Source organism: Bradyrhizobium sp. 62, from assembly GCF_023073035.1.
In the GTDB taxonomy this organism is placed as follows: domain Bacteria; phylum Pseudomonadota; class Alphaproteobacteria; order Rhizobiales; family Xanthobacteraceae; genus Bradyrhizobium.
Genome location: NZ_JADPIT010000014.1, coordinates 49607 through 64087, shown reverse-complemented (window position 1 = coordinate 64087; position 14481 = coordinate 49607). Strand labels below are relative to the sequence as shown.

The following is a 14481-nucleotide window of genomic DNA, read 5'->3' as shown; positions in this document are numbered from 1 at the left end:
TCGCCCGGTCAAGCCGGGCGACGAAAGCTGAGTGTGTGGTGACGATGTCGCGACACCCTACGCGCCGACACCCTCACGGACGCAAAATCACCTTGCCCATGGCCTGACGTCCCGCGAGCACCTTGAGCGCATCCGCCGTCTGCGCCAGCGGGAAGACGCGGTCGACATGCGAGGAGATCTTTCCTTCCGCTGTCCACTTCACGAGCTTCTCGAGATTGGCGCGGTTCTTTTCCGGGTTGAGCCGGGTCCAGGCGCCCCAGAACACGCCGCGGATATCGCAGCCCTTCAGCAGCGCGAGGTTCAGCGGCATCTTTGGGATGTCGCCGGCGGCAAATCCGATCACGAGGAAGCGGCCTTCCCAGGCAATCGAGCGTAGCGCCTGCTCGGCATACGTACCACCAACCGGATCGAAGATGATGTCGACGCCCTTGCCGCCGGTAAGCTTTCGCAAGCCTTCCTTTAAATCTTCCTTGCCGTAATTGAGCGTGAGCTCTGCGCCGTGCGCCTTGGCGAATTCGAGCTTCTCGTCCGACGAGGCGCAGGCGATCACCTTCAGGCCCATCAGCTTGCCGAGCTCGCACGCGGCAAGTCCGGTGCCGCCGGCGGCGCCGAGCACCGCGAGCGTCTCGCCCGGCTTCGGGCTCGCGCGATCTTCCAGCGCGTGCAGCGCGGTGCCGTAGATGATGATGATGCCAGCCGCGCGGTCATAATCGAGATTGTCGGGGATCTTCACGATCGATGCCGCGGGCAACGCGATCTTTTCGCGTGCGCCATTGTGGCCGCAGGAGGCGACGACGCGATCGCCGACCTTCAGATCGGTCACGCCGGGGCCGATACTCTCGATCACGCCAGCCACCTCGGCGGCCGGCGAGAACGGGAACGGCGGCTTGATCTGGTACTTGCCCTGGATCATCAGGATGTCGAAAAAATTCAGCGCCGCAGCCTTGATCGCGATCACGGCTTCGCCGGGACCGGCCACCGGATCCGGCACGTCGGCCAGAACGAGATCGTCGGGCTGGCAATATTGCGAGCAGAGGATGGCTTTCATGGCGGCACCTTCTTGAGAGCACTTGGCGTTTCGAGGCAGAATTATAGTTGGGCTGGTTCTGCCGGATTTAGGGACGGGCGACAATCCGGTTTCTTTGTCTATTAGACCGCACCGGCCTATCCTCTCGCATTGCGAGCGAAGCGAAGCAATCCAGGCTGCGGCGAGCGCAGCGAAGCAATCCAGAATCCGTGCCGCGGAAATAGTTGGATTGCTTCGCTTCGCTCGCAATGACAGTTGCTTCGCTTCGCTCGCAATGACGGAAGAAGAAAAAGGAGGATTCAAACCATGTTTGAAACAGGCCTGCTCAAGGACAAGCGCATCCTCGTCACTGGTGGCGGTTCGGGCCTTGGCGCCGCGATAGGACGCCGCTTCCTCGCGCTCGGCGCCGAGCTCGTGATCTGCGGCCGCAAGGTCGATCGGCTCGAGGCGGCGGCGAGCGAGATGCGCGAAGAGACCGGCGGGAAGGTCACGACGATCGCCTGCGATATCCGCGACGGCACCGCCGTCGAGAGCATGATGGAGGCCATCTGGCGCGAGGCGCCGCTCGATATCCTCGTCAACAACGCGGCTGCGACTTTCATTGCGCAGAGCGAGCATCTCTCATTCCGCGCCGCGGATGCGATCCTCGCCCCGACGCTGCATGGTGCGATGTATTGCACGCTTGCCGTCGGCAAGCGCTGGATCGACGCCAAGCATGGCGGCGTCGTGCTCTCTATCCTCTCGACCTCGACCATCACCGGCCGCGCCTTCACCGTCCCGTCGGCGATGGCAAAGTCGGCCGTGCTGGCGATGACCAAAAGTCTCGCCGTAGAATGGGGCCCGAAGGGCATCCGCACAGTCGCGATCGCGCCGGGACCATTCCCGACCGCCGGCGCCTCGGGCCAGCTCCGCCCCGAGGGTCGCGACGAAGGATGGGCCGCGCGCAACCCGATGGGACGCGCCGGCGAGCACGGCGAGCTTGCCGACCTCGCCAGCTTCCTGGTCTCCGACCGTGCCGGCTACATCAACGGCGAGATGGTGGTGATCGACGGTGGCGCGCATTTGCGCAGCTCCGGCGCCGAGGATTTGTTGCGCTGGACCGACGCGCAATGGGCGGAGCAGCGCGCCGCGCGATCCAGGGCCTAGTCGCCGCGAGCTTCGCTAACTGCCTTCCCAAATTGGACTTTCCCGGCTATCCCTGCCCCGGGGACAATGCGCGACCGGGCCATCTTCCAGTCACAATATTGAGGGAACCACTCCAGCATGTGGCGGGTGCTGATTTTAGCTTTGATGACGGGCGTGGCGGCCTGTGGGATCATCGATTCCGCGCGGGCGCAGACGGCGCAACCTGCGCCCAAGGCTGCACCGAAAGAGCCCGCGCCGAAACCGGCCGCGCCGGTGGCCAATACCACCGGAAAGACGGTTGCCAAACCCGAGAGCAAGCCGGCGGCCCCGCACGCGGCGCTTGCGGGCGGCGCCGAGCCAACCCTGATCGGTCAGTTCGGCACCTGGGGCGCATATTCGGCTGCGCCCAACGGCAAAAAGGTCTGCTTCGCGCTGGCCAAGCCGTCGTCGTCGAAGACCAACCCGCCGAACCGGCCGCGCGATCCTGCCTATGCCTTCGTCTCCACCCGCCCGGCGGAGAAGGTCAACAACGAAGTTTCGGTCATGATCGGCTACGCGCTGAAGCCGGGCTCTGAATCCTCGGTCGAGGTCGGCGGCGCCGCGTTCGCCATGTACTCGCAGGGCGACGGGCTCTGGATCAAGAACGCGGCCGAGGAAGAGCGGATGGTCGAGGCCATGCGCAAATCCGCCGATCTCGTGGTCAAGGGCATCTCGTCCAAGGGGACCGAGACGACCGACACCTTCTCGCTGAAGGGCCTCGCCCAGGCGCTTGACCGGATCTCCCAGGATTGCAGGCGTTAAGCCTGCGGTCGATAAGGTCGCAATCGGCGGTTCCGGTTGCTATATAGGGCGCGTTCCAGGTTTTCTCCCGTCATTCCGGGCCGATGCGCAACATCGAACCCGGAATCTCGCGGTTCCGGGTCCGGTCCTTCGGACCATCCCGGAACGACGAACACAAATTCCAGGTCTATTCAATGCAACCGATGACCGAGCCGCACAACGCAACGCTGGTGGAGAAGACTCCGCTCGAAACCTATGTGCCGCCGGCGAGGCCCTCGCTGATCGGCCTGTCGCGCACCGAGCTTGCCGATCGTCTCGGCGAGATCGGCGTTGCACCGGCGCAGCGCAAGATGCGTGTGCAGCAGCTGTGGCACTGGATGTATTTCCGTGGCGCCCAGAATTTCGAAGAGATGACGTCGGTCTCGAAGGGCATTCGCGCCGAGCTCGCGCAACATTTCACCGTCGACCGGCCCGAAGTCGTGGCCGAGCAGATATCCAACGACGGCACCCGCAAATGGCTGCTGCGTTTGCCGAGCGGCGACAATGTCGAAAAGGCGCATGAAGTCGAGTGCGTCTACATCCCCGAAACCGATCGTGGCACGCTGTGTGTCTCCTCGCAGGTCGGCTGCACCTTGAACTGCTCCTTCTGTCATACCGGCACGCAGCGCCTGGTGCGCAACCTCACTGCCGGCGAGATCGTGGGACAGGTGATGGTCGCGCGGGATCGTCTGAACGACTGGGCCGATCGCGAAGACGGTACGCGTCGTGTCACCAACATCGTGATGATGGGCATGGGCGAGCCGCTCTACAATTTCGACGCGGTGCGCGATGCGCTGCTGATCGTCGGCGACAACGAAGGCATCGGCATCTCCCGCCGCCGCATCACGCTGTCGACCTCGGGTGTGGTGCCGAACATCGTGCGCGCGGGCGAGGAGATTGGCGTGATGCTCGCGATCTCGCTGCATGCGGTGCGCGACGAGCTGCGTAACGAGCTCGTGCCGCTCAACCGCAAATATCCGATCAAGGAATTGCTGCAGGCCTGCCGCGATTATCCCGGCGCCTCGAACGCGCGCCGCATCACCTTCGAATATGTGATGCTCAAGGGCGTCAACGATTCGCTCGACGATGCCAAGCTGCTGGTAAAGATGCTCAAGGGCATTCACGCCAAAATCAATCTGATCCCGTTCAATCCCTGGCCCGGCACGGCCTATGAATGCTCGGACTGGGACCAGATCGAAAAATTCTCCGAATACGTTTTCAACGCCGGCTATTCCTCGCCGGTGCGGACCCCGCGCGGCCGCGACATTCTGGCCGCCTGCGGCCAGCTCAAGTCGGAGACGGAAAAGCTTTCCGCCAGGGAACGCCAGACGCTGCGAGCCATGGCGATGACGGATTAGCTTGGTAGGTGCACTGTGTTGCTTCCCCGTCATTGCGAGGAGCGCAGCGACGAAGCAATCCAGACTGCCTCCTCGGACGCAGCAATCCAGAATCCGTGCCGCGGAAATAGTTGGATTGCTTCGCTTCGCTCGCAATGACAGTTGCTTCGCTTCGCTCGCAATGACGGTAACGTTGGCTTCCTCTGCATGTCCCTGATCGGCCGCCTCATCGTCATCTTCATCGGCTTTCTCGCGGCCTGCTTCGTCGGCGGCATGATCGTCGTCGTCGCGCTGTTGTTTCCGGAATTCGCCGACCTCGGCGCCGGTCCCGTCGATCAGGGCACGATCGATATCGTGCTCGGGTTCGGCTTCATCTTCGTCTCCGGCTTTGCGCTGGTGCCGGCGGCGGTGATCGTCGCGATCACCGAGGCGCTCTACATCCGCAGCGCGCTTGCCTATGCCGTGGGCGGCGGCGTCGTGGGACTCGCCTGCTATCTCGGCCTGGTCCCGTTTCATTCCGACACGCTGCAATTCGAAGGCATCGTGCGCCGCCATCTCGAGATCATGACCGGCGCCGGCATCGTCGCCGGTGTCGTCTACTGGCTGGTCGCCGGCCGCAACGCCGGCGCCTGGCGCAATCCGCCGCTGCCGCGCCAGCCGCCTCCGCCGCTGCCGTCGAATTCAAGACCGGACGTGCGGTGAGTTTCTGACTTGCCCCGGGGTTTTCATCCCCTTCCCACTCGGCTAAACCGCGCGCCATGAACCGGACTGGACTCTTCATCGCCCTGGCGCTGTGGCTCGTGATCGGCGTCGTTTTCGGCCTCTATCCCGAGCTTGATCTCAAGCTCGCCGCGCTGTTCTTCGATCCTGATACCAAGTCGTTTCCGCTCAAGCTGAACGATTGGGCCGGCTTCGCGCGCGATGCCGCGATGTGGGTCGCCTGGGCGTTCGTGCTGCCTGCGCTGGTCGCGCTCGTGGTCAAGATGGTCCGGCCAGACCGGCCACTGATGGTATCCGGGCGCGCGATCGTCTTCCTTCTGGTGACGATCATCCTCTCAGCCGGCATCCTTACCAATCTCGCCTTCAAGTCCTATTGGGGCCGGCCGCGCCCGGTGGTGGTGACGCAATTTGCCGGCGACCAGCAATTCGTGCCGTGGTGGGATCCGCGCGGCGGCTGCGCGCGCAACTGCTCGTTCTTCTCGGGCGAGGGCGCGACCGCGTTCTGGACGCTGGCGCCGGCCGCATTGGCACCGCCGCCGTGGCGGCCGCTCGCTTATGCCGGAGCCGTGGTGTTCGGCCTCGTGACCAGCGGGCTGCGGATGGCCTTTGGCGGCCACTTCTTCACCGACGTGTCGATCGCCGGCCTCGTCACCTTCGTCGTGATCTGGTTTGCCTACGCGCTGATCTACCGCTGGCCGCGGACCCGGTTTTCGGACGAGGCGGTCGATGCCGCCCTGACCCGGCTGAACATGCCCGCCTACCGGCTGCGCCAGCGCCTGTTCGGCAGCAAGTCGAGTGCCGAGCCGTCAGTTTGAGCCATTAAAGGGGTGCCGAGCCCCGCGAAATTTGATATTCGCGCGGTCAACCCCGTGAAACGACACCCGCACTTCGAGACCGATTGGAAGCCCCATGACCACGATCCTGAAAAGCCTGCCCAAGGGCGAGAAAGTCGGCATCGCGTTTTCGGGCGGCCTCGACACGTCGGCGGCGCTGCTCTGGATGAAGCAGAAGGGCGCGCGCTGCTACGCCTATACCGCCAATCTTGGCCAGCCGGATGAGGCCGACTACAACGAGATCCCGCGCAAGGCGATGGAGTTCGGCGCGGAGAAAGCGCTGCTGGTCGATTGCCGCACGCAGCTCGTCCATGAAGGCATCGCCGCGATCCAGTCCGGCGCCTTCCATATCTCCACTGGCGGCATCACCTATTTCAACACCACGCCATTGGGACGCGCGGTCACCGGCACGATGCTGGTCGCCGCGATGAAGGAGGACGGCGTCAACATCTGGGGCGACGGCTCGACCTTCAAGGGCAACGACATCGAGCGCTTCTATCGCTACGGCCTGCTGACCAATCCGGGCCTGCGCATTTACAAGCCCTGGCTCGACCAGCAGTTCATCGACGAGCTCGGCGGCCGCGCCGAGATGTCGGCGTTCATGACGGCCCAGGGCTTTGCCTACAAGATGAGTGCCGAGAAGGCGTATTCGACCGACAGCAATCTGCTCGGCGCCACGCACGAGGCCAAGGATCTCGAGAGCCTCGACAGCGGCATCAAGATCGTCAACCCGATCATGGGCGTGCCGTTCTGGCGTGACGACTGCAACGTCAAGGCCGAGAAGGTCGTGGTGCGTTTCGAGGAAGGCCAGCCGGTCGCGCTGAACGGCCAGACCTTCTCTGATCCCGTCGCGCTGTTCCTCGAAGCCAATGCGATCGGCGGCCGCCACGGCCTCGGCATGAGCGACCAGATCGAGAACCGCATCATCGAGGCCAAGAGCCGCGGCATCTATGAAGCGCCCGGCATGGCGCTGCTGCACATCGCCTATGAGCGCCTCGTCACCGGCATCCACAACGAGGACACCATCGAACAATACCGCATCAGCGGCATGCGCCTCGGACGCCTGCTCTACCAGGGCCGCTGGTTCGATTCGCAGGCCCTGATGTTGCGCGAGACCGCGCAGCGCTGGGTCGCCCGCGCCGTCACAGGCGAGGTCTCGCTCGAGCTGCGACGCGGCAACGACTACTCGATCCTCAACACGGAAAGCCCGAACCTCACCTATGCGCCGGAGCGGCTCAGCATGGAGAAGGTCGAGGACGCAGCGTTCACGCCGGCCGATCGCATCGGTCAGCTCACCATGCGCAACCTCGACATCAACGACACCCGCGCCAAGCTGAAGCTCTACAGCGACACGGGCCTGTTGTCGGGCAGTGAAGGCTCGCAGATCTTCCGGCTGGAGAGCGACAAGGGCTGACGCGCCCGGGGATTGCTGCCTCGTTCGTCATTGCGAGCGAGGCGAAGCAGTCCAGAGTCTTCCCGCAGCGACAGTCTGGATTGCCTCGTCGCTTCGCTCCTCGCAATGACAGAAACAAAAATGGCCGGGATTGCTCCCGGCCATTTTTATTTTGTGCTTCGCCTCAGCGCGGCGGCGCGGTGCCGGGCGGGGGCGGCGGCAGCGAGGCCTGGCCACCGTTGAGCAGCGGCGTGATGTTGCGGACGGTGACGCGGCGGTTGATCGCGCTCGGCCCTTGCGTCTGCTCCTTCAGATACTGCTCGCCGTAGCCCTGCGACGTCAGGTTCTCAGACGGCACACCGAATTGCTGGGTCAGCAATTCGGCCGCGGACTGCGCACGACGATCCGACAATGACAAATTGTCGACGTCGTTGCCAACTGCGTCGGTGTGACCTTCGATCAGGAACACCACGCGCGGATTGGCCTGGATCGCACGGTTGAGACCGTCGGCGATCGACTGCAGCTTCGCCGCCTGGTCCGGTGGGATGGTCCACGATCCCGTCTCGAAGTTGATCGTGTTAAGGTCGATGCTCGGCATTTGCATGCGAACATTGGGGCTGTAGCGGATCTCGTCGAGCGTGTAGCGACGATCCACCCGTTGCACCGGCGGCGCCACCATCGTCTCGTAGATCACGTCCGGCGACGCTTCCTGGGCGTCGACGATATAACGATCGTAGGGCATGTTGACGACCGGAGGCGGCGCGTCGACATAGAAGCCGCCGACCGACCGCGGATCGCGGTAGCTGTTGTCGATGATGACGAGCTCGCGCCCGGCAGGGTCCCTGCGGATTCGACGCAGCAGCCGCCCATCCTGACCGACAACCGTAATGATCTGGCTGCCGTCGGGACGGATGACCACGGTGCGGGTATCGGCACCGACAGTCTCGGTGCGGATGTCGCGGGCGCCATAGCGGAAGCGATAGAGATCGTTGCCGCGGACGTATGTCTGCCCGCCCGGATCGCGGATGATGATGCGGTCCGGCTCGGTGTAGACGGTGCGACCGCCTTCGATGCTTTCGCGGCGCTGGTTGCGGTAGTCGGCGATGGTGGCGCCGATCACGGCACCGGCGACGACACCTGCACCGATCGCGATCGGCGTCAGGTCACGCTGCGGCGGACGCGGCGGTGGCGGCAGGGGCGTGGTCGTGGTCGGGGCGGCGCGGAAGGCCGGCGCAACGGTGGGCGTCGCGTATTGTGCCCTGTTGGGCGGCGGGGTCGCAGCTGCCGAGCCCGGGACGGTGCTCGGTGCCGCGGCGCCAGCGGGGGGAGCCGGCGGCCGCGGCGGGGCGCCTGCCTGCGGCTGGGTCGGCGGAGCTCCGGCAGCGGGCGCGCCGGCAGGAGGCGTTCCTCCCTGCTGGCCTGGCGTTGGCGTCGCGGCTGGAGCCGGGGTCGCGCCAGGAGCGGGCGTGGGTCCCGCACCGGGACGTCCGGGCAGGGGCGTCGGAGCGCCACCGGGGGTCGGGGTAGTCGTCGGCGCGGGCGTGGCGCCCGGAGCGGGTGTCGCTGATCCAGCAGCCGGAGGCGCGCCGGGACGTCCGCCGGGGGGCGGCGCACCGGGGCGGCCAGTCGGCGGCGTGCTGCCCGGAGCTGGCGTTGCGGTCGGTGCAGGCGTTGCTGTCGGAGCAGGCGTGGCGGTCGGGGCAGCAGGCGTTGCCGGGCGCGCCGCGGGAGCTGCAGATGCCGGAGGCGTTGCTGTCGGCGTAGGCGCAGGCCGTCCCGAAGGACCGGCCGCAGGAGGCGGCGGAGGTGTCGGTGCGTGCTGCTGCGGAGCGGGAGCGGGCGGTGGTGTGGGAGCCGGACGAGCCGCGGGCGGCGTCGGAGGCGGAGGTGTGGGTGCGTGCTGCTGCGGAGCCGCGGCGGGCGGCGGTGCCGGGGGCGTGGGAGCCGGGCGTGCCGCGGGCGGTGCAGGAGGCGGCGCATGCTGTTGCGGAGCCGCAGCCGGGGGCGGCGAAGGCGGTTTCGGGGCCGCAGGCGGCGGTGGGGGCGGTGGCGGTGCCGGACGGGCCGCAGGTGGCGGCGGAGGTGGCGGCGGAGCTGCTGGGCGCGGCGGTGCGGCAGCCGGCGGAGGTGCCGCGGGCGGATGGGGCGGTGCAGCTGCGGGCGGCGGTGCGGCCGGGCGGGCGGGCGCCGCAGGCGGCGCGGCCGCCGGCGGTCCCTTCGGCGGCTGCTTCGGTTTTCCGTCAGGGCCGGTCTCTTGTGGCTGCGCCTGCGCGACGACGAGCGGCGGCGCGCCTTGTGCATGCGATGCGGAGCTTGCGAATTGCATCGCGGTCAGAGCCGTGGTGGCAAGCAGCACGAAACGAAGGTTGGTCATGTGGTGAACTTCCCCGGAAGGTTCTTTGACGAAGTGTTGGGATGAACAGCTACGCGTTAGGCCGGATTGTGGCGGACGAAGCGGACGCGGCCCGATTTATTTCTGCACGCAAATCACCTCACTATGGTGACGTTCATTGCGCATTCAGACGCAGGTTGCAATTGCCTCGGATGTGATGCGTCGCCTCATGCGCGATCCCGCGGCGGACTTGCATCCGTCGCGGGATTCGGCGTGAGCGGTCCGTTCGGTCCGCGTGATGGAATCTCTTCAGGCATGCGGCCCGGCAATTCGTCGGGCGGCGCTGGCGAGCCGGGCTCGCGCACCGGCGGCGCGATTTCAGGCTGCGGATTGCCCGGCGGAATCCCCGGCGGCGGCTCGGTGGGTGTGCCCGGCGTCGACGGCGGAATCTCGGGCGGCTCAATCGGCATTACATCGAGACCTTGCGGTTGTCGCCGAGATCGGGCCGCGTGTTGGTCACTGCCGCGGCCGCCATCTTCACATAGGAGATCACGGTGCCGGGCGAGTCCCAGAACTCGGCATCGTCGGGCGTGACCTTGAGCACGCGGATGTTGGGATCTTCCGCAGAGTCCCACCACGCCTTGGCCGGCGTCGAGAACAGCTCCTTGATCTTCGCACGGTCGTTGGAGACGACGGCAGTGCCGGTCAGCGACACGTATTTCTGGCTGCTCGCATCCGCGAACGACAGGTTGATGGACGGATTGCGCGCGATCTCCTCGTCCTTGTGACGCCGCGCGTCGGTGAGGAAATATATCGTGTCCGCGTTGCGATCGAGATAGGCGCTCATCGGCCGCGCGCGGAGCTTGTCGCCATCGCGCGTCACCAGCATCGCGAATCCGATCGTCTTCATCAGATCCCATACGCGATCGACGTCGCGGGCATTGTCGTTGGCCATGTCGTGCTCCTTCTTGCAAGGGACGACAACGGCGCGCGCGGAACGAGGTTCCGGCCGGAACATGGAACTTATCTATTCCGGCGCGTGGCAAACCGCCTCGATGTTGTGTCCATCAGGGTCGAGCACGAAAGCGCCGTAATAGGTCGGATGGTAATGCGCCCGAATGCCGGGCGGCCCGTTGTCGCGCCCGCCCGCCGCGATCGCCGCCTTGTAGAACGCATCCACCGTGGCGCGGTCCTTTGCCAGGATCGCGACATGCACCGGCTTGTTCAGCGCGCCCTCGCCGCCGATCCAGAAATCCGGCTTGCCATCGGCGCCGAAGCCGGCGGCCGGATCATGTCCGGTCTGCTCCTGCGTGACCTCCATGATCAGGCTGTAGCCGAGTGGGGCCAATGCCTTGGCGTAGAACGCCTTGGCGCCCTCATAGTCGGAGACCGGGAAGCCCATATGGTCGATCATCGTAACCTCCGTCGTTCGTCGTCAACGCGACAGGAACGTATTGCTCCGCGTCTTGCGCGCAACCACAAAACCGCGCGCGACCATGTCAGCGATACAATCTTCCCGCCATTCCTTGTGTGACAAATGCTCGATCACCACCGCGCGCGGCCATAGCGATTGCGGCGCGTCGCGGAAGAAGCCGATCAGCACGCGATCCTCGAACCCTTCGACGTCGATCTTCAACGCGTCCACCTTGGTGACGCCGGCTTCGTCGAGAATGCGCGTCAACCGCAGCGAGGGCACTTTGATCGCCTCCGCACTGGCCGTGCCGGTGACGACATGCGTAGCGCCGAGATTGCCGCCCCCGCTCTCGATCATCAGCTCGCCGTCGCTGTCGCCGGCGGCCGCCTGCACCAGGCGCACTTGCGTCGCTTGCGACGCGGCCTGGTTGAACGAGAGCCGTCCAAAGGTCATCGGATGCGGCTCGACGGCGACCACTTTCCCCGATGGCCCGACCTGTCGCGCCATCACTAGTGCAAAGGTGCCGACATTGGCGCCAACGTCGACGAATACGCCGCCCGCGGGGGTGTGCTGGCGCAGGAAGTCGAGCTCGTCGAGATTGTAATCGGGATTGAACAGCGCACCGCGCTCGGTCGCGCTGCCCTGGTGATAGAAGCGGAACGATGCGCCCTGGTACTGCACGTCGATGGGGCCACCGCCCAGCAGGTTCACCAATCGCGACAGCCAGGGCCGGAACGCGCCGCGCTTCAGCCGCGATTGTGTCGCGAGGCGAATGATCGCGGCCTGCGCCGCGTTCGGCGCAAACGCGCCGAACGGCGCGGACGAAGGGGCATTGTCGGTCGCCAAGTCAAAGTCCTCGTTGCAAGCGGCGCATGCATAGCCGGTTTTGCCGAGGACTCCAACGCTCGATCCGGACAACAATCGCCGGGACAACGAAGAAAAGAGACCGAACCTCACGCCGCCTTTTTCGGCGGCTTGCGCTGCCTCAGGAAGCGGCCGAGCAGCTTGCGCTTGCCCTTGCGCGGGATCAGCTCGATGTCGCTGACGAGCTTTGCGCCGCCCTTGCGGCGCTCCAGCACGATCTTGCGGCTGTGGAAGGCTTCCAGCTCGACGCGATGCGCGACGCTGACGATGGTGGCCTTCGGCAGCTCGTCGGTGATCATCTTCATCATCTTGTCCTGGCTCTTCTCGTCGAGCGCCGAGGTCGCCTCGTCGAGCACGACGATGTCAGGGCTGTGCAGCAACAGTCGCGCGAAGGCCAGGCGCTGCTTCTCGCCGCCGGACAGCGTCTGGTCCCACGGTGCTTCTTCCTCGATCTTCTCCTTGAGATGGTCGAGACCGACCTTGTGCAGGGCCTCGCCGATCTCCTCCACGGTCCAGTCGTCTTCCGCGCCGGGATAGGCGACCGCGCGGCGCAACGAGCCTGACGGCACGTAGGGTCGCTGCGGCAGCATGAACAGCCGCCGGTCGGGATGGAAATTGACGCTGCCGCCGCCCCACGGCCAGAGCCCGGCGATGGCGCGCACCAGCGTGCTCTTGCCGGTGCCGGATTCGCCGGCCACCAGCAGCCGCTCGCCAGCCTCGACCACCACCTCGGTCTCGCCGACCACGGCGGTGCCGTCGTCGAGCGTGACGGAGAGATCGTTCAGCTCCAGCATGGCGTCGTTGCTGGTCTCGCCGCGCTTGATGCGGCCGATTCCGTCGCCCTGCTCGGCGCGCTCGAGACCGTCGAGCGACATCATCAGTGATGCGATGCGGCGAGCGCAGGCATTCCAGTCGGCGAGCCGCGGATAATTGTCGACCAGCCAACCGAACGCGCTCTGCACGATGGTGAAGGCGGAAGCCGCCTGCATCACCTGACCCAGCGTCATGCTGCCGTCGAGGAATTTTGGCGCGCAGAGCAGAAGAGGGACCACGGGAGCAACGAGGCTCGATCCCTGCGACACCAGCGTGGTGCGCATGTGCTGACCCGCCAGCCGCGCCCATTGCCGCAGCACGTTGGTGAAATTGCGGTCGATGCCGTCGCGCTCTTCCTCCTCGCCACCGAGCAGCGCGATGCTCTCGCCGTTCTCGCGCACGCGCGTCAGCGTGTAGCGAAAATCGGCCTCGGCCTGGTTCTTGTCCTCGGAGACCTGCACGAATTGGCGGCCGATCACCAGGATCGAGCCCGAGGCGATTCCCGCATAAAGCATCGCGGCGATCACCAGGAAGCCGGGAATGGTCACCGACGATCCCGCAAGCGTGACGGTGAGCGCACCGCCGATGGTCCAGAGCACGACGATGAAGGTCACGGCCGACAGCAGCGCGGACGTCACGCCGGCGAGAAAATCCACCGGCGAATCGGTCGCGACGCGCAGATCCTCCGCGATCCGGTATTCCGGATTCTTGTGGTCGCCGCTGACGAGATTGAGCTGGTAATAGCGGCCATTGCCGAGCCAGCGCGTCAGCACGCTTGCCGTCAGCCAGGCTCGCCAGCGCCGCTGGATGCCCATGCGCGCGAACACTTGCGCCACGCCGAGCAAGATGCTGCCGATCGCGAGCGGGAAGAACACCGCGGTGAGATGGAAGACGGTGGACGCCTCGCGCTTCTCGATCGCGTCGAAGATCGCCCGATTCCAGACGTTGATGCCGTATTGGAAACCGACAGTCAGGACGATCAGCACGCCGAGGCCGATGGAGTAGAGCCATGCCAGCCGGTCGCCGTTGCGGCCCCAGAAGCCGCGCCCGCTGATCCAGAAGCGGGTGAGGAGATAGTCCTTGCGGGCCTGCTCGGCCTCTTCGGGCGACAGCGCCGGGTCGGGCTCGACCAGCTCGGGCGGCGGCGGAGCCACTTCCTCGCCGGTCTCGCCGACGATTTCGACAATGGGCGGCTTCTTGCCCGATTCGCGCTTTTCGGCCGGCTTTTGCATGGCCGGATAACGCCAGCTAAATCAAAAGGTTCCCGCGAGTTCCAGGTGTCGGTTCATTCGGCGGCGCCGTTGCGGACCCGGCGGCGACGTGTGAGCCGGTGCAGCACGCGCGATAGCTGATCGATCGCGTAGGGCTTTTGCACGAGTTCGAAATCGACCTCGCCATCCTGGGACAGCGCCTCGCTGTAGCCGGTGGTCAGCACCACCGGCACGCCGATGCCGCGGTCGCGGACCGCCTGCGCGAGATCGAGCCCGGTCATGCCGGGCATCACGATGTCCGAGAAGACGACATCGAAGCGATCGGAATCCATGACCAGCTCGGCGAGTGCGTCGGTTGCATTGTCGACCAGCGTGATGCTGTAGCCGAGCTCGGTGAGGCCGTCGGCCGCGAAATTGGCGAGCTCGATATTGTCCTCGACCAGCAGCACCGATATGCCGCTGCCGGCCACGGCCGGAGCCGTGTTCGGTGCCTGCCGCTGCGGCAGCAAATGCGGCGCCACGCGCGGCAGGTAGAGCGCGAAGGTGCTGCCGTGGCCTACCTCGCTGGTGACTGTCACCTCGCCGCCGGACTG

Annotated in this window: 14 protein-coding genes; 6 read left to right on the top strand and 8 right to left on the bottom strand. The window is 65.7% G+C overall.

Annotated features, from left to right (window positions below; genetic code table 11):
- Positions 1-73: 73 nt before the first annotated feature.
- On the bottom strand, positions 74-1048 hold the full coding sequence (locus IVB47_RS08810) for an NADPH:quinone oxidoreductase family protein (protein WP_027566338.1): 975 nt from the start codon (positions 1046-1048) through the stop codon (positions 74-76).
- A gap of 285 nt (positions 1049-1333) precedes the next feature.
- Here IVB47_RS08810 and IVB47_RS08805 point away from each other — a divergent pair, with 285 nt between their 5' ends.
- From IVB47_RS08805 to argG, 6 genes are all read left to right on the top strand, one after another.
- On the top strand, positions 1334-2173 hold the full coding sequence (locus IVB47_RS08805; RefSeq protein WP_247357297.1) for an SDR family oxidoreductase: 840 nt from the start codon (positions 1334-1336) through the stop codon (positions 2171-2173).
- Between the two features lie 117 nt (positions 2174-2290).
- Positions 2291-2953, top strand: coding sequence for an invasion associated locus B family protein (locus IVB47_RS08800; RefSeq protein WP_247461073.1), 663 nt, complete (start codon positions 2291-2293; stop codon positions 2951-2953).
- 173 nt (positions 2954-3126) lie between these two features.
- On the top strand, positions 3127-4329 hold the full coding sequence (gene rlmN, locus IVB47_RS08795; protein WP_035961124.1) for a 23S rRNA (adenine(2503)-C(2))-methyltransferase RlmN: 1203 nt from the start codon (positions 3127-3129) through the stop codon (positions 4327-4329).
- A 186-nt stretch (positions 4330-4515) separates the two neighbouring features.
- Entirely contained in the window at positions 4516-5010 is a 495-nt protein-coding gene (locus tag IVB47_RS08790; RefSeq protein ID WP_247461070.1) for a hypothetical protein, read from the top strand.
- Between the two features lie 56 nt (positions 5011-5066).
- Entirely contained in the window at positions 5067-5843 is a 777-nt protein-coding gene (locus IVB47_RS08785) for a phosphatase PAP2 family protein (protein WP_247461068.1), read from the top strand.
- Between the two features lie 94 nt (positions 5844-5937).
- Positions 5938-7275, top strand: coding sequence for an argininosuccinate synthase (gene argG, locus IVB47_RS08780; RefSeq protein WP_247461066.1), 1338 nt, complete (start codon positions 5938-5940; stop codon positions 7273-7275).
- Between the two features lie 163 nt (positions 7276-7438).
- Here argG and IVB47_RS08775 read toward each other — a convergent pair whose 3' ends face one another.
- The 7 genes from IVB47_RS08775 to IVB47_RS08745 all read right to left on the bottom strand — a co-directional run.
- Positions 7439-9628 (bottom strand): OmpA family protein, encoded by a 2190-nt coding sequence (locus IVB47_RS08775; protein ID WP_247461064.1) that lies wholly within the window; start codon positions 9626-9628, stop codon positions 7439-7441.
- A gap of 185 nt (positions 9629-9813) precedes the next feature.
- Positions 9814-10056 carry a hypothetical protein gene (locus tag IVB47_RS08770; protein WP_007604217.1) on the bottom strand — a complete coding sequence of 81 codons (243 nt, stop codon included), beginning with the start codon at positions 10054-10056 and terminating at the stop codon, positions 9814-9816.
- A complete protein-coding gene (locus IVB47_RS08765; RefSeq protein WP_247284959.1) occupies positions 10056-10541 on the bottom strand; it encodes a pyridoxamine 5'-phosphate oxidase family protein in 486 nt (161 codons plus the stop codon). The genes IVB47_RS08770 and IVB47_RS08765 overlap by 1 nt, the downstream gene beginning before the upstream one ends.
- Positions 10542-10613: 72 nt before the next feature.
- Positions 10614-11000: a VOC family protein gene (locus IVB47_RS08760; protein WP_247461062.1), complete on the bottom strand. Its 387-nt coding sequence runs from the start codon at positions 10998-11000 to the stop codon at positions 10614-10616.
- Between the two features lie 21 nt (positions 11001-11021).
- Positions 11022-11846 carry an FkbM family methyltransferase gene (locus IVB47_RS08755; protein WP_247461060.1) on the bottom strand — a complete coding sequence of 275 codons (825 nt, stop codon included), beginning with the start codon at positions 11844-11846 and terminating at the stop codon, positions 11022-11024.
- Between the two features lie 107 nt (positions 11847-11953).
- Positions 11954-13909 (bottom strand): ABC transporter ATP-binding protein/permease, encoded by a 1956-nt coding sequence (locus tag IVB47_RS08750; protein WP_247461058.1) that lies wholly within the window; start codon positions 13907-13909, stop codon positions 11954-11956.
- A 53-nt stretch (positions 13910-13962) separates the two neighbouring features.
- Positions 13963-14481, bottom strand: a 519-nt coding sequence (locus IVB47_RS08745) for a response regulator (protein ID WP_247461056.1), incomplete at its 5' end; no start/stop codon positions are given.

What these genes read in the sequence shown, in the direction of transcription:
- IVB47_RS08805 (WP_247357297.1), top strand. Translation starts at nt 1,334, where the DNA reads ATGTTTGAAACAGGCCTGCTCAAGGACAAGCGCATCCTCGTCACTGGT.
- IVB47_RS08770 (WP_007604217.1), bottom strand. Translation starts at nt 10,056, where the DNA reads ATGCCGATTGAGCCGCCCGAGATTCCGCCGTCGACGCCGGGCACACCC.
- argG (WP_247461066.1), top strand. Translation starts at nt 5,938, where the DNA reads ATGACCACGATCCTGAAAAGCCTGCCCAAGGGCGAGAAAGTCGGCATC.
- IVB47_RS08760 (WP_247461062.1), bottom strand. Translation starts at nt 11,000, where the DNA reads ATGATCGACCATATGGGCTTCCCGGTCTCCGACTATGAGGGCGCCAAG.
- IVB47_RS08785 (WP_247461068.1), top strand. Translation starts at nt 5,067, where the DNA reads ATGAACCGGACTGGACTCTTCATCGCCCTGGCGCTGTGGCTCGTGATC.
- IVB47_RS08775 (WP_247461064.1), bottom strand. Translation starts at nt 9,628, where the DNA reads ATGACCAACCTTCGTTTCGTGCTGCTTGCCACCACGGCTCTGACCGCG.
- IVB47_RS08765 (WP_247284959.1), bottom strand. Translation starts at nt 10,541, where the DNA reads ATGGCCAACGACAATGCCCGCGACGTCGATCGCGTATGGGATCTGATG.
- rlmN (WP_035961124.1), top strand. Translation starts at nt 3,127, where the DNA reads ATGCAACCGATGACCGAGCCGCACAACGCAACGCTGGTGGAGAAGACT.
- IVB47_RS08750 (WP_247461058.1), bottom strand. Translation starts at nt 13,909, where the DNA reads ATGCAAAAGCCGGCCGAAAAGCGCGAATCGGGCAAGAAGCCGCCCATT.
- IVB47_RS08810 (WP_027566338.1), bottom strand. Translation starts at nt 1,048, where the DNA reads ATGAAAGCCATCCTCTGCTCGCAATATTGCCAGCCCGACGATCTCGTT.
- IVB47_RS08800 (WP_247461073.1), top strand. Translation starts at nt 2,291, where the DNA reads ATGTGGCGGGTGCTGATTTTAGCTTTGATGACGGGCGTGGCGGCCTGT.
- IVB47_RS08790 (WP_247461070.1), top strand. Translation starts at nt 4,516, where the DNA reads ATGTCCCTGATCGGCCGCCTCATCGTCATCTTCATCGGCTTTCTCGCG.